This is a genomic window from Tenacibaculum pacificus (assembly GCF_027941775.1).
In the GTDB taxonomy this organism is placed as follows: Bacteria; Bacteroidota; Bacteroidia; order Flavobacteriales; family Flavobacteriaceae; genus Polaribacter; species Polaribacter pacificus_A.
On the sequence record NZ_CP115917.1, the window covers coordinates 540001 to 559921 of the forward strand.

General features: G+C 30.6%; 16 protein-coding genes, 3 tRNA genes and 2 rRNA genes (1 of these 21 cut by a window edge). 17 read left to right on the plus strand and 4 right to left on the minus strand.

Annotated elements, in window-relative coordinates:
- The 5 genes from PG913_RS02440 to PG913_RS02460 form a co-directional block, all read left to right on the plus strand.
- A 23S ribosomal RNA gene (locus tag PG913_RS02440) occupies positions 1 to 883 on the plus strand (it extends 1992 nt beyond the left edge of the window).
- Between the two features lie 105 nt (positions 884 to 988).
- A 5S ribosomal RNA gene (rrf, locus tag PG913_RS02445) occupies positions 989 to 1097 on the plus strand.
- Positions 1098 to 1601: 504 nt separating this feature from the next.
- The gene (gene pta, locus PG913_RS02450; RefSeq protein WP_271231472.1) at positions 1602 to 3698 is read left to right on the plus strand and encodes a phosphate acetyltransferase; all 2097 of its coding nucleotides are present in this window, start codon (positions 1602 to 1604) and stop codon (positions 3696 to 3698) included.
- 3 nt (positions 3699 to 3701) lie between these two features.
- Positions 3702 to 4883 (plus strand): acetate/propionate family kinase, encoded by a 1182-nt coding sequence (locus tag PG913_RS02455; protein WP_271231473.1) that lies wholly within the window; start codon positions 3702 to 3704, stop codon positions 4881 to 4883.
- A complete protein-coding gene (locus tag PG913_RS02460; RefSeq protein WP_271231474.1) occupies positions 4883 to 5674 on the plus strand; it encodes a tRNA pseudouridine synthase A in 792 nt (263 codons plus the stop codon). The genes PG913_RS02455 and PG913_RS02460 overlap by 1 nt, the downstream gene beginning before the upstream one ends.
- On the opposite strand, the gene PG913_RS02465 is transcribed toward PG913_RS02460, so the two are convergent.
- From PG913_RS02465 to PG913_RS02480, 4 genes are all read right to left on the minus strand, one after another.
- Positions 5671 to 7197 carry an ArnT family glycosyltransferase gene (locus PG913_RS02465; protein ID WP_271231475.1) on the minus strand — a complete coding sequence of 509 codons (1527 nt, stop codon included), beginning with the start codon at positions 7195 to 7197 and terminating at the stop codon, positions 5671 to 5673. The genes PG913_RS02460 and PG913_RS02465 overlap by 4 nt on opposite strands.
- Positions 7198 to 7327: 130 nt before the next feature.
- A complete protein-coding gene (locus PG913_RS02470) occupies positions 7328 to 8191 on the minus strand; it encodes a lysylphosphatidylglycerol synthase transmembrane domain-containing protein (RefSeq protein WP_271231476.1) in 864 nt (287 codons plus the stop codon).
- Complete coding sequence (locus PG913_RS02475; protein ID WP_271231477.1) at positions 8184 to 9137, minus strand: glycosyltransferase family 2 protein; 954 nt, start codon at positions 9135 to 9137, stop codon at positions 8184 to 8186. The genes PG913_RS02470 and PG913_RS02475 overlap by 8 nt, the downstream gene beginning before the upstream one ends.
- A gap of 59 nt (positions 9138 to 9196) precedes the next feature.
- Positions 9197 to 10339 carry an acyl-CoA dehydrogenase gene (locus PG913_RS02480; RefSeq protein WP_271231478.1) on the minus strand — a complete coding sequence of 381 codons (1143 nt, stop codon included), beginning with the start codon at positions 10337 to 10339 and terminating at the stop codon, positions 9197 to 9199.
- Positions 10340 to 10428: 89 nt separating this feature from the next.
- Here PG913_RS02480 and PG913_RS02485 point away from each other — a divergent pair, with 89 nt between their 5' ends.
- From PG913_RS02485 to PG913_RS02540, 12 genes are all read left to right on the plus strand, one after another.
- Complete coding sequence (locus tag PG913_RS02485; protein ID WP_271231479.1) at positions 10429 to 11487, plus strand: anhydro-N-acetylmuramic acid kinase; 1059 nt, start codon at positions 10429 to 10431, stop codon at positions 11485 to 11487.
- Positions 11488 to 11694: 207 nt separating this feature from the next.
- A complete protein-coding gene (locus PG913_RS02490; protein WP_271231480.1) occupies positions 11695 to 12927 on the plus strand; it encodes a Glu/Leu/Phe/Val dehydrogenase dimerization domain-containing protein in 1233 nt (410 codons plus the stop codon).
- Between the two features lie 20 nt (positions 12928 to 12947).
- Entirely contained in the window at positions 12948 to 14420 is a 1473-nt protein-coding gene (gene nhaB, locus PG913_RS02495) for a sodium/proton antiporter NhaB (RefSeq protein ID WP_271232114.1), read from the plus strand.
- A 95-nt stretch (positions 14421 to 14515) separates the two neighbouring features.
- Complete coding sequence (locus PG913_RS02500; RefSeq protein WP_271232115.1) at positions 14516 to 15190, plus strand: MotA/TolQ/ExbB proton channel family protein; 675 nt, start codon at positions 14516 to 14518, stop codon at positions 15188 to 15190.
- Positions 15190 to 15582, plus strand: a complete 393-nt coding sequence (locus PG913_RS02505; RefSeq protein WP_271231481.1) for an ExbD/TolR family protein — start codon at positions 15190 to 15192, stop codon at positions 15580 to 15582. Before PG913_RS02500 ends, PG913_RS02505 begins: the two co-directional genes overlap by 1 nt.
- Positions 15583 to 15634: 52 nt before the next feature.
- Complete coding sequence (locus PG913_RS02510; protein ID WP_271231482.1) at positions 15635 to 16492, plus strand: energy transducer TonB family protein; 858 nt, start codon at positions 15635 to 15637, stop codon at positions 16490 to 16492.
- A 66-nt stretch (positions 16493 to 16558) separates the two neighbouring features.
- Positions 16559 to 17767 carry a bifunctional folylpolyglutamate synthase/dihydrofolate synthase gene (locus tag PG913_RS02515; RefSeq protein ID WP_271231483.1) on the plus strand — a complete coding sequence of 403 codons (1209 nt, stop codon included), beginning with the start codon at positions 16559 to 16561 and terminating at the stop codon, positions 17765 to 17767.
- Between the two features lie 68 nt (positions 17768 to 17835).
- Positions 17836 to 17910 (plus strand) — tRNA-Val (locus tag PG913_RS02520).
- Between the two features lie 30 nt (positions 17911 to 17940).
- A tRNA-Val gene (locus PG913_RS02525) sits at positions 17941 to 18015 on the plus strand.
- Positions 18016 to 18052: 37 nt separating this feature from the next.
- Positions 18053 to 18127 (plus strand) — tRNA-Val (locus PG913_RS02530).
- 366 nt (positions 18128 to 18493) lie between these two features.
- Complete coding sequence (locus PG913_RS02535; RefSeq protein WP_333780779.1) at positions 18494 to 19384, plus strand: Gfo/Idh/MocA family protein; 891 nt, start codon at positions 18494 to 18496, stop codon at positions 19382 to 19384.
- Positions 19385 to 19485: 101 nt separating this feature from the next.
- Positions 19486 to 19914, plus strand: a complete 429-nt coding sequence (locus tag PG913_RS02540) for an adenylyltransferase/cytidyltransferase family protein (RefSeq protein ID WP_271231484.1) — start codon at positions 19486 to 19488, stop codon at positions 19912 to 19914.
- The last annotated feature ends 7 nt before the right edge of the window (positions 19915 to 19921 follow it).

Genomic DNA, 19921 nt, shown 5'->3' on the forward strand with positions numbered 1-19921 from the left:
CTGTCTCAGCCGTGAGCTCGGTGAAATTGTAGTATCGGTGAAGATGCCGATTACCCGCAGCGGGACGAAAAGACCCCGTGAACCTTTACTATAGCTTCGTATTGGTTTTGGATAAGTAATGTGTAGGATAGGTGGGAGACTATGAAGCGGCGTCGCTAGGCGTTGTGGAGTTACCCTTGAAATACCACCCTTTGCTTATCTAGAATCTAACTCAGCAATGAGAACAGTGCGTGGTGGGTAGTTTGACTGGGGTGGTCGCCTCCAAAAGAGTAACGGAGGCTTCTAAAGGTTCCCTCAGCACGTTTGGTAACCGTGCGTAGAGTGCAATGGCATAAGGGAGCTTGACTGAGAGACATACAGGTCGATCAGGTACGAAAGTAGAGCATAGTGATCCGGTGGTTCCGCGTGGAAGGGCCATCGCTCAAAGGATAAAAGGTACTCCGGGGATAACAGGCTGATCTCCCCCAAGAGCTCACATCGACGGGGGGGTTTGGCACCTCGATGTCGGCTCGTCACATCCTGGGGCTGGAGAAGGTCCCAAGGGTTGGGCTGTTCGCCCATTAAAGTGGCACGCGAGCTGGGTTCAGAACGTCGTGAGACAGTTCGGTCTCTATCTGCTGTGGGCGTTAGAAATTTGAGTGGATTTGACTTTAGTACGAGAGGACCGAGTTGAACTAACCTCTGGTGTATCTGTTGTTCCGCCAGGAGCATTGCAGAGTAGCTACGTTGGGAAGGGATAAGCGCTGAAAGCATATAAGCGCGAAACCCACCACAAGATGAGATTTCTTTAAAGGGTCGTGGAAGATTACCACGTTGATAGGATACAGGTGTAAAGGCAGTAATGTCATAGCCGAGTATTACTAATAACCCATAAGCTTATGTAGAAGTCTTGCGCTCGAAAGGGCGCAAGCACCAACTCTTTTGATTATTTACGATATAATTTTTACCAATATGTTAACTTATACAGTTGAAATATACTGAAACGATTTAAGGTGATTATCGCAATGGGGCTCACCTCTTTCCATCCCGAACAGAGAAGTTAAGCCCATTTGCGCCGATGGTACTGCCAATGGTGGGAGAGTAGGTCGTTGCCTTTCTTTTAAACCTCAATCTTTATAGATTGAGGTTTTTTTTGCGCCAAACTGAAATAATTAAAGCCCTTTTTTAATATCTAAACGTTATGCTGAATTTATTTTAGCATTGTATAAATCTAAGAACTACGATAAATCAGGATGTGAAACTGAAATAAAATCTCTTTGACGAATTCGGTTTTATAAAATGTTTTTAAATTAAATTTTAATAAGCTCTAAAAGTTATTCAGATAGTAAATTAGCCCTCACAGATTTTTAAAACTTGTGAGGGCTTTTTATATACCTAAGAATTTTTAAAGTATTATGAATTTTTAGCCCCGATTGAAGCAATTGTTTGAGCTCTTTTTTGTTTTTTTCTTCTAAAAAAATAAAAAAAGCGAGTGCGGAAAGCGGGAATAGCTTCTAATTATTTATCTTATAAAATTAAATGAAAATAAGTCAGTTTATTATACTAACAATTATCATAAAAAATTAATTTTATTTAGCCTAATTTTGCATAAAATCAGAAATATGAATAAAGCTGTTTATATTGCTGCAAGTGAAGCTAACTCAGGAAAATCGATGTTGAGTTTAGGTTTAATGCAGTTATTACTTCGTAAAAAACCAAAAGTTGGATATTTTAGACCAATTATTGATAATCCGTTAGGAGATAAAAAAGATAATCATATTAATACAATTCTGAATTATTTTAATATAAAATGTTCTTATGAAGATTGTTATGCTTTTACTCGGTCAGATTTAATTGATAGATTAAATGATGATAAAGAAGACGAAGTTATATCTGAAATTATAGAAAAATATAAGATTTTAGAAGAACAAAATGATTTTGTAATTGTTGAAGGTACTGATTTTTCAGATCATGGTGCTGTTATTGAAATGGATTTGAACGTTTTAATTGCAAAGAATTTAGGGATTCCTGTTATTATTGTTTCGGGTGGTTTGAATAAAACATTGGACGAATTTATACAAGGTTTACGTTTAACTTATGATTCATTTGTAAATAAAGACGTTGAAGTAATTTCGGTTGTAGCCAATAAAATTGAAGACATAAATATTAATACTATTGTTGAAGAAGTTGGTAGAAATTTACCAAAATCTGTTTCTATTAATGCGATTCCTATTGATAAAAAATTAAATAATCCGACGGTTAAAGAGCTTTTAAACGAAATTAAAGCAGACGTATTATTTGGTGAACATTTATTAAATAATACGACAGGTGATATAAAAGTAGGAGCGATGCAATTATCTCATTTTTTGCATCATTTGACAGAAGAAAGTGTTGTTGTAACTCCTGCTGATAGATCGGATATTTTATTAGGAACTTTACAAGCCAATATTTCAACAAATTATCCTGCTATTTCTGGTATTGTTTTAACTGGTGGAATTGCTTTAAATTCATCAATAATTAAATTGATTGAAGGTTTAGAAAAAATTGTTCCTATTTTATCAGTTAAAGAAGGAACTTTTGCGGTTACAACAAAACTTGGTAATGTAAGATCTCATATTTATGCAGATAATGTTGATAAAATAAAAATGTCTATCAATATTTTTGAAACTCATGTTGATGTTGCGGCTTTAAATGAAAAACTTACAACTTATAAAGGAACTGATATTCTTACGCCAAGAATGTTTCAATATAATTTATTGAAAAGAGCCAAAGAAGTAAAAAAACACATCGTATTACCCGAAGGAAATGATGATAGAATTTTAATCGCTGCGTCACAACTTCAAAAAACAAATGTTGTTAAATTGACAATATTAGGTAAAAGAGTAAATATTGAAACATCAATAAAACGTTTAAATATTTCTTTTGATTTTGATGCTACCGAAATTATAAATCCTATTGAATCTGATTATTTTAGTGATTTTTCAAATACTTTATATGAGTTAAGAAAACATAAAGGATTAAGTCCTGCAATGGCAGAAGATTTAATGGCCGATGTTTCTTATTTTGGAACAATGATGGTATATAAAGGCTTGGCTGATGGAATGGTTTCTGGTGCAGCTCATACAACACAACATACTATTAAACCCGCTTTACAGTTTATAAAAACAAAACCAGGTTCTTCGGTGGTTTCTTCTATTTTCTTTATGTGTTTAGAAGATAGAGTTTCTATTTTTGGAGATTGTGCGATTAATCCAAATCCAACGGCAGAAGAATTAGCAGAAATTGCTATTTCATCCGCAGATTCTAGTATTGCTTTTGGTATTAATCCTAAAATTGCGATGTTATCGTATTCATCAGGAGCTTCAGGAAAAGGTGAAGATGTTGATACTGTTAGAAAAGCGACTGAAATTATCAAACAAAAAAGACCCGATTTAAAAGTTGAAGGTCCTATTCAATATGATGCCGCTGTTGATGCATCAATAGGAAAAAAGAAAATGCCAAATTCAAAAGTTGCAGGTCAAGCAAATGTTTTAATTTTTCCTGATTTAAATACAGGAAATAATACCTATAAAGCGGTACAAAGAGAAACAGGTGCTTTAGCAATAGGTCCAATGTTACAAGGATTAAATAAACCAGTGAACGATTTAAGTAGAGGGTGTACTGTTGATGATATTTTTAACACCATAATTTTAACTGCAATTCAAGCTCAAGACAAATAAACATTGAAAGTATTAGTTATAAATTCGGGTAGTTCATCTATAAAATATCAATTATTTGAGATGCCATCGCAAGTAGTTATTTGTTCAGGATTGATTGAAAGAATAGGATTAGAAAGAGGTACTGTTCATTATAAATCATCAGAAAATGAAATTGAAGAACAACTTGAAATTAAAAATCATAAAGAAGGATTAGAAAAAGTAGTCGCTTTATTACTCGATAAAAAAGTAGGTGTTATTACTGCTACTGATGAAATTAAAATAGTAGCTCATAGAGTTGTGCATGGTGGAAATGCTTTTACAAAAACAACCATAGTTACTGATGAAGTTAAAAATAATATCAAAGAATTATTTTCTTTAGCACCACTTCATAATCCAGCAAATTTAGAAGGAATAGAAGTTGCTGAAAGTATTTTTACAAAAGCAACACAGGTAGTTGTTTTTGATACGGCTTTTCATCAAACAATACCTGTTAAAGCTCATAAATATGCTATTCCGAATAAATTTTTAGAAGATGATAAAATTAGACTGTATGGTTTTCATGGAACAAGTCATAAATATGTTTCAGAAAAAGCAATTGCATATTTAAAGAAAGAAAACAGTAAAATAATAACGATTCATTTAGGAAATGGTTGCAGTATTACAGCTATTGAAAATGGAAAAAGTATCGATCATAGTTTAGGGTTTAGCCCTGTTTCTGGTTTAATTATGGGCTCTCGTTCTGGTGATATTGATCATTCTTTAATTTTTCATCTGATAGATAATTTAGGTTATAATGCCGATTTTGTTAATAATATGTTGCAAAAAGAAAGCGGAATGCTCGGTTTAACAGGATTTAGTGATTTACGTGATATTGAAAAAGAGGCATTAAATGGCGATAAAAATTGTCAATTGGCTTTAGATATGAATGCGTATCGAATAAAAAAATATATAGGTTCATATATTGCGGTGATGAACGGATTAGATGCCATTGTTTTTACTGCGGGTATTGGTGAAAATTCAGTACTTATAAGAAAGTTAGTTTCTAATGATATGGAGTTTTTCGGAATAGCTTTAGATGAAGATAAAAATGATATTAGAGCTAAAAAATTAACAGAGATTCATAAAGAAAACTCTAAAGTAAAAATATTGGTAATTCCTACCAATGAAGAATTAGAAATAGCAAAACAATCGTACGATTTAGTATAATGATGAATTATAAACATACCTATTTAGTTACTATTCAATATTTAGGATTTCGTTTTCATGGATGGCAAAAACAGCCAAATTTAAAAACAGGTCATTTATTTTTAGATAAAACATTAAAATTTATTTATAAAGGAATTCGCCTTAAAAGTTTAGGCGTTGGTAGAACTGATGCAAGAGTATCGGCAACTCATTTTGCTTTTCAATTATTTATTGATGAAAAAGTAGATTTTGAGCAATTTATGATTGATTTTAACGCCAATGCACCTGGCGATATGCGAGCTTTAAAAATTGAAGATATTGATAATAATTTCAACATTATTCAACATCCGAAGTTAAAAGAGTACAGATATTATTTTTCTTATGGAGAAAAAAATCATCCGTATGCCGCACCTTTTTTAACTCGTTTTAGAGATGATTTAAATATCGAAATCATGAAAGAAGGCGCAATGTTATTTGAAGGTTTTCATAATTATAAAAGATATTGTACAAAACCATCCGAAGAAACAAAGGTTGAAAGAACAATCGAATATTGTCGAATTGAAAAAAACACCGAATTAACAGCTTCTTTTTTTCCGAAAGAAAGTTTTGTTTTAATTGTTAGAGGTGAAGGTTTTTTAAGAAATCAAATCCGTTTGATAATGGGAGGATTACACAGTTTAGGAAAAGGAGAATATGATTTAGATTTTATAAAAGATAGTTTAAATCCTGAAACAGATATCGAATTTATTAAAAATATCGCTCCCGCTTCAGGATTACATTTACATAAAATAGATTTTAAAAATTTAGATTAATTAGATTTAATCTTTAATAAATACGCATTGCTAAGTTTTGAATTTCTAGTTTTCGGATTTAGAAATTTAAGGTTTAGCTTTGTTATTCTAAAGTGATCAACTTTATGTTTTTTATCAATAATAAAACCTGCTGTTTCTATGGTTTTTATTGATGTATTTCGGATAACTATCCAAACATCTTTATTGATGTTTTTTAATTGTTGCTTGGTAATATGAGGTGTATTTCTTTTAGTGTAATAATCTAACGGCCAAGAAAAATCATTTTCATATAAATACACATCATCAGCATTTATAGTATCATCTTCATTTATAATTTTTGCTATTTTTAAACCTCCTTGATATTGTAATAATTCAGGATAAAAGTAAGAATTAAGTACAAAATTTACAAAAACCATCAATAATACCGAGCTTACTACTATTTTAAGCGGAAGAACTTCTTTTTTAAGTATTGTTAATACCAGTAATATTAATAAAACTAAACTTACTAAAATGATGAAAATACTAGGTGTATTAAAAGTGAAAAATAAAAGTAAGCTAGTAATGATTACCATTATTGGAGCTATAAAATAAACAATCCCCATAAAAACTTTTAATGTTTTTTGTTTATTATCTTTCTTTAAACTGTATAAAAATCCTGCTGTAAAAACAGCTAATAGAGGAAGTAATGGATTTAAATAATGTGGTAGTTTAAATTTTGAAAAACTAATAATAAAAAGTATTATTAAAACGCTTCCAATAGTTAAAAACTCGACTCCTTCGGTTTTTTTAAACTTGTTTTTTATCCATTTTTTTAATTGATAAAATAATCCGTAATACATTAAAAATGCCCACGGTAAAAATACCCAAAGTAACGAATGAAAAAAGAAAAAATAATCAGGACTACTTTGTTTAAAACCTTTTGAAGTAGCTCTATTTATATTCTGATTCCATAATATAAACTCAATTCCTTCCCATCCGAATTGAATATAATAAGCATATAAAACAGGCGTAATACTTAAAAATAAAGCGCAAATAGCTAACAATACTTTATAAGAAAATATAACATTATATTTTTTAGTATAAATTATATGTGAAAAAACAGAAAATATAATAATAGCAACTCCATAAAAACCTTTTGTAGAAAAAGAGATTCCCATTGCAATTGCTCCTAAAATAATTGGGAGTAATTTTTTTGTAGAAACATATTCAAATAATTGCCATATAGCAAAGATGGTTGCTCCTGTTAAAACGGCATCTGTACGAACATCATGATTTGCTAAAATAATAGATTGACTTGTTAAAAAAATCAGTGAACCGTAGTGTGCAACGCTTTTATCATATAGTTTTTTAGTTAATTTAAAAACAGAATAAGCTCCAATTATTGTCGATATTAAAGCAGGAATTCTGTATGCCCATTCATACAATCCGAAGATTTTAAAAGAAATAGCCGATAACCAAAAGTGCATATGAGGCTTATCTAAATAAGGAGTTTCTCCTTTAATTAGTTCTGCAAAATTATCGCTTAAAAACATACGCATAGCCATGGTGGCGTATGTTGCGCAGAATCATTAGCCATTAAAGGCATAAATACTCCAACAATATAAATCAATGCAATTAAACAATATAAATACTTAATGTTTTTTTGTTCGTAAAAAAAGGTCATAAAATGATTTTTTATTTAATTGATATTGTTTTCAAGCTTAATTTATTCAGAATAAAAAATACACCGACTAAAGATATTATTGCAGTAATAATATTAAAAGAAAGTCCTACGCTAATAGCTATTGCTTCATCAGTATTTAAAAAACTAGAAGCTTTTAAAAAGACATATTCTCTTGCTCCAAAACCAGCAAACGAAACTACCGAAAGTACTGATGAAACCAAAAAGGTAAAACAGTAACTTAAAGCATTAACTATATCTAATCTAAAAGCTTTAAGAATACAAATAATAGTACCTATCTGTAATAATTGAATTATAATTGAATAGAAAAAACTATACGTATAATAGTTGTTTGTTTTCTTAAAAATACGATTTAATAAAAATTTACCAACAAAAAATGAAATTACAGAAGTTATAATTCCAAGTATCAGAAATAATGGATTTGAAAAGAAAAGATAACTAGCCATTGTTATCAACAATGAAAAAATGGCTAATAATCCTATAAGTCTATCAATAAAAACACATTTTGTAAGCTGTTTCGCTTTCCATCCAAATTGTTTATTCAAAATAAATACTTTGTATGCATCGCCACCAACACCTCCAGGAATAAAAAAATTATAGAACATTCCAACAAAATAAAGTTTTAAGTTGCTGAATTTATCTAAAAGAAAATCATTTTTATGAAATATGTAATTTAATCTTATTGATGATATAAACTGTGAACTTATAAATAAAATAATTGCCACTAAAAGATAAAAGGTATTAGATTTTTTATATAAATCTAATACCTGAGTAAAATCAATTTTTTTAAAAACAAAGTACAAGAGAAGAAAACTTATACTAATTTTTGCAACTGTTTTAATTAATTTCTTATTCACTTAAATGAATTTTTCTGATTGTATAAGGTCGCTTACTTTGCGATTCGTAATAAGTTCTCATTAGTAAATCGGCAATAATACCAACCGTAAAAAATTGAATACTAATAACAACAAATATAACTCCTGCAATTAATAAAGGTCTTCCCCAAATATCTTGTCCTAAAAGTTTTAAAATTAATAAGTAAAAATTAATACCTAAACCGATAAACATAAAAAATAATCCGAAATTACCGAATAAATGAATAGGGCGTTGTAAATATTTTCTTTGGAAGATAATTAACACAATATCGTTAATTACTTTTATAGTTCTACCTAATCCGTATTTAGAAACTCCATGCATTCTTGCATGATGTTTTACAGGTACTTGTGCAATTCTTGCTCCGTTAAGGTGTGCTAAAAGATTGATAAAACGGTGCATTTCACCATATAAATTTAAACCTTTAGCAATATCTTTCTTAAAAACTTTAATAGCACATCCTTGATCTTTTAAATCTAAACGAGTAGCTCTTCGGATTAAAAAGTTGGCTATTTTTGATGGAAAAGTTTTAAAAATAGAATCTTTTCTTTTTGCTCTAATTCCAGTAACAACATCCCAGTCTTCACTGTGAGCTTTATCAATCATGTGTACAATATCAGAAGGATCATTTTGCATATCTCCATCAAGAGTTACTACATAATCACCTTTTGCATAGTCAAAACCTGCTGCTAAAGCTAAACTTTGTCCATAGTTTTTTCGAAGCTCAATAAGAGCAACGTTAGGGTTTTTCATATCATTAATCTTTTTCTTGGTATTATCCGTAGAAAAATCATCAATAAAAATTATTTCATAATTAAAACCTTTTAAACTATTGGTTATTCCTTCTGTTAAAGGTATTACATTATCTTCCTCGTTATATACAGGAATAATAACAGATATGAAACCATAGTCTTTTTTGTCAGCTAGCATAGATAATTATTTTGTGCGGCAAATTTACTATAAAGAATTTTATTATTATATGTTTAAAATTAATCTTTCAAAATACCTCTTGAAATTACAATTTTTTGAATTTCAGAAGTTCCTTCGTAAATTTGAGTAATTTTAGCATCACGCATTAAACGTTCTACATGATAATCTTTTACAAAACCGTTTCCTCCATGAATTTGAACTGCTTCAACCGATTGTTCCATAGCAACTTTAGAAGCATATAATTTTGCTACTGCACCAGACATATCGTAATTATTTCCTTGATCTTTATCCCAAGCAGCTTTCATAACTAACATTCTTGCAGCTTCAATTTCTGTGTACATATCTGCTAATTTAAATGCGATTGCCTGATGATTACAGATTTCTGTACCAAAAGTTTTTCGTTCTTTTGAATATTTTAAGGCTAATTCGTAAGCTCCAGAAGCAATACCTAAAGCTTGTGCAGCAATACCAATTCTTCCGCCAGCTAAAGTTTTCATAGCGAATTTAAAACCAAATCCGTCTTCACCAATTCTATTTTCTTTTGGAATTTTCACATCGTTAAATTGAAGTGTGTGCGTATCTGAACCACGGATTCCTAATTTATCTTCTTTTGGACCTATATGAAATCCTTCAGCATCTTTTTCAACAATAAAAGCATTAATACCTTTATGTTTTTTACTTCTATCAGTTTGTGCAATGACTAAATAAACATCGGCTCTACCGCCGTTTGTAATCCAGTTTTTTGTACCGTTTAATAAATAGTAATCTCCTTTATCTTCGGCAGTTGTTGCTTGTGATGTCGCATCAGAACCTGCTTCAGGTTCACTCAAACAAAAAGCACCTATTTGTTGTCCTGTGGCTAATTTTGTTAAGTATTTTTGTTTTTGTTTTTCGTTTCCATAGGCTTCTAATCCGTAACAAACTAAAGAGTTGTTAACTGAAACCATGACAGATGCCGAAGCATCAATTTTAGAAAGCTCCTCCATTATTAATACATATGAAATAGCATCCATTCCGCTTCCTCCGTATTTTGGGTTCACCATAATACCTAAAAAACCGACATCTCCCATTTTCCTGACTAACTCTTGAGGGAATTCTTGTTTATTATCTCTTTCGATTACGCCTGGTAATAATTCTGTTTGTGCAAAATCACGTGCAGCATCACGTATCATTATGTGTTCTTCTGTTAAGCTAAAATCCATAATTTATGATTGTTATATTCGTAAAAAATTCACTCAAAGATACTTTTTTAATAATATATATTTAGTGAAGTTTTATTATTTTTACGGATATGAATGATAACTTTTATTTTACAATAGGATTGATGTCTGGCACATCATTAGATGGAATTGATTTAGTATATGTTAAATTTGATAAGAATAATTATAAGAATTTCACTATTTTATCATCTGAAACTATCTCGTATACTGATGTTTGGGTAAATAAGTTAAGGTCGGCTATTAATTTTAGTAAAACAGCTTTAAATAAATTAGATTTAGAATATGGAGATTTATTAGGAAACGAAATTAATTTATTTATCAAAAAAAATAATATTAATAAAATTGATTTTATCGCTTCTCATGGGCATACTATTTTACATCAACCTGATGATGGAATTACACTTCAAATTGGTAATGGAAAAGTAATATCAGAAATTACAAAACAAAAAGTAGTTTGTGATTTTAGAACTCAAGATGTTAATTTAGGAGGTCAAGGAGCACCTTTAGTTCCTATTGGTGATGAGTTGTTGTTTTCTGATTATCAGTATTGTGTGAACCTTGGAGGTTTTGCAAATGTATCATTTAAAGAAAAAGAACAACGTATTGCTTTTGATATCTGCCCTGTAAATATTGTGTTAAATCATTATGTTCAAAAATTAGGGTTTACTTATGATGATAAAGGTGAAATAGCTAGAACAGGTATTGTAAATAATGAATTGCTAGAAAAATTGAATTCTTTAGATTTTTATAAAAAATCAGCACCTAAGTCATTAGGATTAGAATGGGTTCAAAAAAATATTTTTCCTATTATTAATAGCTTAGAAAAAGATATTCCTACTATTTTAAGAACATTTATTGAACATTCAGCAATTCAAATAGGAAAAATAATTTATAAAAGTGATGCTGTTTTAATAACAGGAGGAGGTGTTTTTAACGATTTCTTAATAGAAAAAATTGAATTTTATTCAGAACAAAAAAATGAAAAGACAACAACAGCACTTATAAACTATAAAGAAGCGTTGATTTTTGCCTTTTTAGGGGTGTTACGTGTTGAAAATCAGGTAAATTGTTTAAGTAGTGTAACTGGGGCTGAAAAAGACCATTCTTCGGGTATTATTTTTGATAGATAGACCTGCTTTTTTAAAATAAAAAAGTTTAGCTATCATTTTTTTATAGTAAGTTTGTAACAGTATGTTTTAATCTATTTTAATAAAAATTTAAATAATAAATAAATGAATCAACTTTAGCTTTTTTACAGATAGTATTCGATTTGCAGAAAAAGAAAGTAATGACGTTTTTAAAAACGTAATTAAGAACATTTATTAAAATATTATAAAATGAAAGAATTACTTAAAATATACGAAAACAAAGAGCCAGAAATCGTTTTTCATTGGAAAGACCAAGAAACAGAAGCCGAAGGGTGGACAGTAATTAACTCTTTAAGAGGTGGTGCTGCTGGTGGAGGAACCAGAATGCGTAAAGGTTTAAATAAAAATGAAGTTTTGTCTTTGGCTAAAACAATGGAAGTGAAATTTACAGTTTCAGGACCTGCAATTGGTGGAGCAAAATCAGGAATTAATTTTGATCCTAACGATCCAAGAAAAAGAGGCGTTTTAGAGCGTTGGTATAAAGCTGTTACTCCTTTATTAAAACATTATTACGGTACAGGAGGCGATTTAAATGTTGATGCTGATAAAGATGTAATTCCTATTACAGAGAGTTGTGGAGTTTGGCATCCTCAGGAAGGAATTTTTAACGGACATTTCAAGCCAACTGAAGCAGATAAAATAAATAGAATAGGTCAATTACGTCAAGGAGTAATTAAAGTAATTGAAGACAAGCAATTTTCACCAGATTTATCTAAAAAATATACTGTTGCAGATATGTTAACAGGTTATGGCGTTGCTGAAGCAGTTAAGCATTATTACAATATTTACGGAGGAACAATTTCAGATAAAAAAGCTATTGTTCAAGGTTTTGGAAATGTTGGTTCAGCAGCAGCCTATTATTTAACACAATTAGGCGCTAAAGTTGTAGGTATTATAGACAGAGATGGAGGTGTTATTAATGAAGAAGGATTTTCTATGGAAGAAATGACTGCTTTATTTTTAGCAAAAAATGGAAATAAATTAGTTGCTGATAAAATGATTCCTTTTGATGAAATTAATGAAAAAATTTGGAATGTGCCTGCCGAAATATTTGTTCCAGCAGCAGCTTCAAGATTAGTTTCTCAAGATCAAGTTCAAAAAATGATTGATACAGGTTTAGAAGTAATATCTCCAGGAGCGAATGTTCCTTTTGCTGATAAAGAAATTTTCTTCGGTTCTATTATGGAATATACCGATAAACATTTAAGTTTATTACCTGATTTTATTTCTAATTGTGGTATTGCTAGAGTTTTTGCTTATTTAATGGAAGCTAAAGTTGTGTTGCCAATGGAAGATAAAGCAATCTTTGAAGATACATCAAATACAATTAAAAAAGCATTACAAAGAACTTTTTCTAAAAGTGCTTCAAAAACAAAAATTTGTTCAACAGCTTTTGAAATAGCTCTAAAAGAGTTGGTTTAAAGGCACAATAAATAAAAATGATGTTTAAATATTTTTTAGGGAATAGCCCTAAGTGGTTTAAAATAACCATGCTTAGTTTTTTAGTTTTCAACGTGTTTTCCTTCTTTGTTTTAGGAAAAACAATAACAGCCTGGCTTTTTATAGCTGAGTTTATTTTTACTTTGGCAATGGCATTAAAATGTTATCCTCTTTTAACGGGAGGTTTGTTAGCCATTCAAGCTGTCGCTTTAGGGTTAACAACTGCTAAAAACGCCTATCATGAAGTAGATCAGAATTTAGAAGTAGTATTACTTTTAGTTTTTATGGTTGCAGGTATTTATTTTATGAAACCTTTATTAATGTTTATTTTTAGTAAGGTTTTTACGAAAATAAAATCAAAGGTAGTATTATCATTACTTTTTGTATTTTTATCAGCTGTTTTATCAGCATTTTTAGATGCTTTAACTGTAACAGCAGTATTAATTAGTGTTGCTGTTGGTTTTTATGGAGTGTATCACAAAATACATTCTAGTTCTGCCGATTATGATCATGATGGTATTTTAGATAGAGAAGAGTTAAGTGGTGAAACATTAGAACAATTTCGTGGTTTTTTACGTAGTTTAATTATGCACGGTGTTGTTGGTACAGCTCTTGGAGGAGTTTGTACCTTAGTTGGTGAGCCTCAAAATTTACTAATTGGTGAACGATTAGGTTGGGATTTTATTCAGTTTTTCTTAAAAATGGCTCCTATTACATTACCTGTTTTAGCGGCAGGAATGGTAACTACTGTTGTTTTAGAGTTAACAGGTTGGTTTGGTTTTGGTGATAAAATGCCAGAAGTAGCTGCAAGAATTATAGATAAATATACTGAACAGGAAGATGCTAAAAGAACAGATAAAGAAAAGTATGCTTTAATTGTTCAAGGAGTATCAGCTTTATTGTTAATAGCAGGATTAGCAATGCATGTAGCTCCTGTTGGTTTTATCGGGTTAGCATTAATAATTGTACAAACAGCATTTACAGGTATTACTGATGAGCATCAATTAGGACCTGCTTTTGAGGAGGCATTACCTTTTACAGGATTATTAGTAGTCTTTTTTGTAGTTGTAGCAATGATTCATGATCAGCATTTATTTAGTCCAATAATTGATTGGGCATTAAGTCAAGATCCAGCATCTCAACCAGGGTTGTTTTACGTGGCAAACGGATTTTTATCAGCAATTAGTGATAATGTATTCGTAGCAACCGTATATATTGGTGAAGTAGAACAGGCTTTTAAAAATGGAGATATAACAAGAGAGCATTTTGAAAAATTAGCTATCGCAATTAATACAGGTACTAATTTACCAAGTGTTGCAACACCAAATGGGCAGGCAGCATTTTTATTCTTATTAACATCATCTTTAGCTCCTTTAATTAATTTATCTTATGGTAAAATGGTTAAAATGGCTTTTCCTTACACAATTGTTCTAGGAGGATTAGGTTATATTATGGTAAAATTATTATTATCGTAAATAAATAAAAAAAATAGTGTATTTTTAAATCCTGAATTTATATTCAGGATTTTTTAGTATTATATAATAATAAAATTACGTTCACGTTAGGGTACATTCAAGAGGAAACGGGTTTAGTAGATGAAATATCAGCTGAAAAAACATTATCAATAATTCAGTTAATTAAAGATGGTGGATTAGGTGGTCAAGTTATTATCGCAATTTTATTTGTGTTATTAGCTGTTGCACTTTATATCTATTTTGAGCGCTTTTTTGCAATTAAAGCAGCATCAAAAGTTGATAAAAATTTCATGAATCAAATTAGAGATCATGTAACAGGTGGGAATTTAGATGGAGCTAAAGAATTATGTGAAAGCACTAATTCACCTACTGCAAGATTAATCGGTAAAGGAATATCTAGAATAGGAAAACCTTTAGAAGATATTAATAAAGCCATCGAAAATGCAGGGAAATTAGAGGTTTATAAGTTAGAAAGAAATGTTTCAGTAATTGCAACTATTGCAGGTGCAGCTCCTATGATTGGTTTTTTAGGTACAGTAATTGGAATGATTATTGCCATACATGAAATAGCAAATTCGGGTGGTCAAATAGATATTAAATTATTATCTGACGGATTATATACAGCAATGACAACAACTGTTGCAGGTTTAATTGTAGGTATTGTAGCTTATATAACTTATAATCATTTAGTAGTTCGTACTGATAAAGTAGTGTATCAAATGGAAGCAGTATCTGTTGACTTTTTAGATTTATTAAACGAACCTGCATAATGAATTTAAAGGGAAGAAATAAAGTAGATCCAAGTTTTAATATGTCGTCAATGACGGATATTGTTTTTCTGTTGTTAATATTTTTTATGCTAACATCAACCTTAGTTACTGTTAGTGCAATTGATGTTTTATTGCCAAAAGGAGGAGGTAAAACAGAAAATAGTACGGCAATAGCTGTAAGTATTACCGAAGATTCAGCTTTTTATATTGATAAAACAAAAATAAGTGCTATCGATTTAGAGCAAGCGATACTTACTAAAGTTGGTCCTGATAAGAAGAAAACAGTAGTTATTCGAGGAGATCAAAACGTAGCATATAAAAATGTAATGAAAGTGATTGACATCGCCAATAGAAATAAATTAAAAATGATTTTAGCCGTAAAGGCAAAGTAATTATTAAATATTTCAACTTGTTTTTTTATAAATGAGTGTAAAAATAGTATCGATGAAAATATTAGAAACAGAACATAAACGAAAATCAGCCGTAATTACGGCTGTCATTTTGATGCTTTTATTATTCGGGATTTTTAATTTCGGAATGAAATATTTAGATCCACCAACTGAATATGGAATCGCGATTAATTTAGGTACTTCCGATGTTGGTAGCGGTGAACCAGTTGAAGAAACACAAGTAGCATCATCAACAGAAGAAATTTTAGAGGAAGAGTTAGAAGAAGAGGAAGAAACTTTTGAAGAAGAAGTAAGTGAAGCTTCAGAAGAAATTCAAGAAGATGTTATTACAGATGATACGGCAGAAGATGTTCCTGTTGTTGAAAAAACGACATCTGAAAAAGATATAGTTAAAGAAAGGACCAAAGAAACTCCAAAAGAAGTAAAGCCAAAGAAGAAGAAAAAACCAAGTCCATCAAAAGCCGCTACCGATGCTTTGAATAGTTTGTTAAACGGTACATCAAAAGATGGTGCAGCAACAGGTGAAGGTGATGATACTGAATCAGGCGTAAAAGGAGGTAAAGATGGAGATGCTTCTTCTAATAAATATTATGGTAATTCAGGCGGTGGTTCTGGAGGTAATTATAATTTAGCAGGAAGAAAAGCATTATCTAAACCTGTAAAACAACCAGATTGCCAAGAAGAAGGTACTATTGTGGTGAGTATTGAGGTAAATCAGAATGGAAAAGTTATAAAAGTACAAACGGGAGGTTTAAAAGGAAGTACTAGTTCTGCACCTTGTTTGGAGAAAGCAGCCAAAGAAGCAGCTTTAAAAACAACTTGGAATGCAGATGGAAATGCTCCATCAAAACAAAGAGGAACTATTATCTACAAGTTTTCTTTATCGCAATAATTAATTTTTATTATTTAAATAAATATAACCTCCGATTATTCATCGAGAGGTTATAAAACAATATATATGACATATCAAGAAACCTTAGATTGGATGTTTGCGCAATTACCAATGTATCAAAAAGAAGGTAAAACAGCATTTAAAAAAGATTTAACCAATAGTATTGCTTTAAGTAAAGAATTGGGTAATCCAGAGAAAAAGTTTAAAACTATTCATGTTGGTGGAACTAACGGAAAAGGATCTACAAGTCATATGATTGCTTCGATTTTACAAGAAGCAGGTTATAAAGTGGGGTTATATACGTCGCCACATCTTAAAAATTTTACAGAGCGTATTCGAATTAACGGGCAAGAAATTCCGCAAGAAAATATTATTGATTTTATATCTAAAAATAAACAGTTTTTAGAAGCTCAAAAATTATCGTTTTTTGAAATGACCGTAGGAATGGCTTTTAGTTATTTTGAAAGTCAAAAAGTAGATATTGCTGTTATTGAAGTAGGATTAGGAGGTAGGTTAGATTCTACAAATATTATTATTCCAGAAGTTTCAGTAATTACAAATATCGGATTAGATCATACGCAGTTTTTAGGCGAAACATTACCCGAAATAGCTTATGAAAAAGCAGGAATTATAAAAGACAATATTTCTGTTGTTATTGGCGAGCGTCAAGAAGCTGTTGAAAAAGTCTTTTTATCAAAAGCAAATGACTGTAATTCTGAAATAGTATTTGCTTCTGATGGAGATTATAGTTATAAAACTGATTTGTTAGGTGATTATCAATCGAAGAATGTAAAAACGGCAGTTAAAGCGATTAGTCAACTAAAAGATTTTGTTATTTCTGAAGAAAACATCAAAAATGGATTATTACAAGTTGCAAAAAACACAAATTTAAAAGGACGTTGGCAAATTTTACAGCAAGAACCTAAAATAATTTGTGATACAGCACATAATAAAGAAGGCTTAATTTATACTTTAGCACAACTTAAAAATGAAGTTTATGAAAAATTACATATTGTTTTAGGGGTTGTTTCTGATAAAGACTTAGAAGCTATTTTACCGATGTTTCCTCAAAATGCTACTTATTATTTTTGTAAACCCGATATCGCAAGAGGATTATCAGAAAAAAAATTAAAAGATACTGCTGAGGTGTTTAATTTAATAGGAGAATCATTTAGTTCTGTTAATCAGGCTTTTGAGTCTGCTAAATTAAGTTCAACCAGTAAAGATGTTATTTATATTGGAGGAAGTACGTTTGTAGTTGCAGAAATTTTATAAAAATAATTGAAAAAAAACATTGTTAATCTAAAAAAGAGTTGTAGATTTGCACCCGCAATTAGCATGTAGGGCGCGTAGCTCAGTTGGTTCAGAGCACTTGGTTTACACCCAAGGGGTCAGGGGTTCGAATCCCTTCGCGCCCACACTGATTCCTAATAGTTAATTGCGTATTAGGGCGCGTAGCTCAGTTGGTTCAGAGCACTTGGTTTACACCCAAGGGGTCAGGGGTTCGAATCCCTTCGCGCCCACACAGAACACCTAATAAAAAAGTCCTAAAAATATTTTGGGCGCGTAGCTCAGTTGGTTCAGAGCACTTGGTTTACACCCAAGGGGTCAGGGGTTCGAATCCCTTCGCGCCCACTGAAAGTCTCATCATTTTTGATGAGACTTTTTTTGTTTTATAATATCTATTAAAAATGTTTTTTGTAGTTTCGTGAGCTATTTTACGAAGTGTTTTAGTAAGGATGAAAATGAGTGCACCAAAAAGGACTGAGGTATGTAGGATTGCTATTAGCAAGATTGTTTGCTAATAAATATTCTGTTATTGGTTTTGATATAAAAACTAAAAGAGTAGCTGGGTTAAAAAAGGTGTAGATAAAACTTTCGAGGTTTTATCTGATTTGTTAAATGGAGTATTAGTATCTAAAGATTCAGATGAAAAAGGAAAATAGCGTTGCTTATGATGTGAAAAATTTCCTTCCTCAAGAATATAAATAAAATATTATAATGAAAAACTTTGCTTTAATTGGAGCAGCAGGATATGTAGCGCCACGTCATTTAAGAGCTATAAAAGATACAGATAATATTCTAATAGCTGCGCTTGATAAATTTGATAGTGTAGGTGTTATGGATAGTTATTTTCCGAATGCTGATTTTTTTGTAGAGTTTGAGAGATTTGACCGTCATATTGAAAAAATTAAACGTAAGCAAAATATCCAATTAGATTATGTGAGTATTTGTACACCAAATTATTTGCATGATTCCCATATACGTATGGCTTTGCGAAGAGGGGCTGATGCTATTTGTGAAAAACCTTTAGTTTTAAATCCATGGAATGTAGATGCATTACAGGATATAGAAAAAGAATCAGGAAATAAAATTAATACGATACTTCAATTACGGTTACACCCAAGTATTATCGAATTAAAAGAAAAAGTTGTTGCTGAAAAAAAACTAGGTAAACAGCAAAAATATGATGTTGATTTAACTTATATCACTTCAAGAGGAAATTGGTATGATGTTTCTTGGAAAGGTGATCAAAGTAAATCAGGAGGAATTGCAACAAATATTGGTGTTCATTTTTATGATATGCTTTCTTGGGTGTTTGGTAATGTTCAAGAAAATACAGTACATTTAAGAGAAAAAGATAAATCAGCAGGTTATTTAGAGTTTGAAAATGCAAGAGTGCGTTGGTTTTTATCAATAGATGAAAACTCATTACCTAAAGAAGTTCAAGAGAAAAATCAAAGAACATACCGTTCTATAACTGTTGATGGAGAGGAAATTGAATTTAGTGGAGGTTTTACAGATTTACATACTGAAAGTTATAAAGGTATTTTAAAAGGTAACGGTTTTGGATTAATAGATGCTAAACCATCTATCGAAATAGTTCAATGATATTAGGAATTCTCCTATCGTAATTAAGGGTGAAAAACATTTTTTTTTAAATAGATAAAAGTATATTTGCCAAGCGAAAAAGAATTAAGAAAAAGAAAAAAATGAAAATAGGTGTCACATTTAGTGCTTTCGATTTGCTTCACGCAGGTCATGTTAAAATGTTAGAAGATGCAAAACGTCAATGTGATTATCTTATCTGTTGCTTGCAAACAGACCCTACCATTGATCGTCCAGAAAAAAATAAGCCCATACAATCAGTTGTTGAAAGATATATTCAATTAAAAGGATGTAAATATGTAGATGAAGTTGTTCCTTATGCAACAGAACAAGATTTAGAAGATATATTATGTTCTTTTAAAATAGATGTACGAATATTAGGAGATGAATATGCTGATAAAAATTTTACAGGAAGAGAATACTGTGAAAAGAATGGGGTAGAATTGTTTTACAATAAAAGAGAGCATAGGTTTTCTAGTAGCGGATTAAGAAAAGAGGTCGCTGAAAAAGAAAGTCTAAAGATTAAAAACTAAAAAAAAC

What these genes read in the sequence shown, in the direction of transcription:
- PG913_RS02535 (WP_333780779.1), top strand. Translation starts at nt 18,494, where the DNA reads ATGAAAAACTTTGCTTTAATTGGAGCAGCAGGATATGTAGCGCCACGT.
- PG913_RS02480 (WP_271231478.1), bottom strand. Translation starts at nt 10,339, where the DNA reads ATGGATTTTAGCTTAACAGAAGAACACATAATGATACGTGATGCTGCA.
- PG913_RS02460 (WP_271231474.1), top strand. Translation starts at nt 4,883, where the DNA reads ATGATGAATTATAAACATACCTATTTAGTTACTATTCAATATTTAGGA.
- nhaB (WP_271232114.1), top strand. Translation starts at nt 12,948, where the DNA reads ATGTTTAAATATTTTTTAGGGAATAGCCCTAAGTGGTTTAAAATAACC.
- PG913_RS02490 (WP_271231480.1), top strand. Translation starts at nt 11,695, where the DNA reads ATGAAAGAATTACTTAAAATATACGAAAACAAAGAGCCAGAAATCGTT.
- PG913_RS02475 (WP_271231477.1), bottom strand. Translation starts at nt 9,137, where the DNA reads ATGCTAGCTGACAAAAAAGACTATGGTTTCATATCTGTTATTATTCCT.
- PG913_RS02485 (WP_271231479.1), top strand. Translation starts at nt 10,429, where the DNA reads ATGAATGATAACTTTTATTTTACAATAGGATTGATGTCTGGCACATCA.
- PG913_RS02540 (WP_271231484.1), top strand. Translation starts at nt 19,486, where the DNA reads ATGAAAATAGGTGTCACATTTAGTGCTTTCGATTTGCTTCACGCAGGT.
- PG913_RS02465 (WP_271231475.1), bottom strand. Translation starts at nt 7,197, where the DNA reads ATGGCTATGCGTATGTTTTTAAGCGATAATTTTGCAGAACTAATTAAA.
- PG913_RS02510 (WP_271231482.1), top strand. Translation starts at nt 15,635, where the DNA reads ATGAAAATATTAGAAACAGAACATAAACGAAAATCAGCCGTAATTACG.
- PG913_RS02505 (WP_271231481.1), top strand. Translation starts at nt 15,190, where the DNA reads ATGAATTTAAAGGGAAGAAATAAAGTAGATCCAAGTTTTAATATGTCG.
- pta (WP_271231472.1), top strand. Translation starts at nt 1,602, where the DNA reads ATGAATAAAGCTGTTTATATTGCTGCAAGTGAAGCTAACTCAGGAAAA.
- PG913_RS02515 (WP_271231483.1), top strand. Translation starts at nt 16,559, where the DNA reads ATGACATATCAAGAAACCTTAGATTGGATGTTTGCGCAATTACCAATG.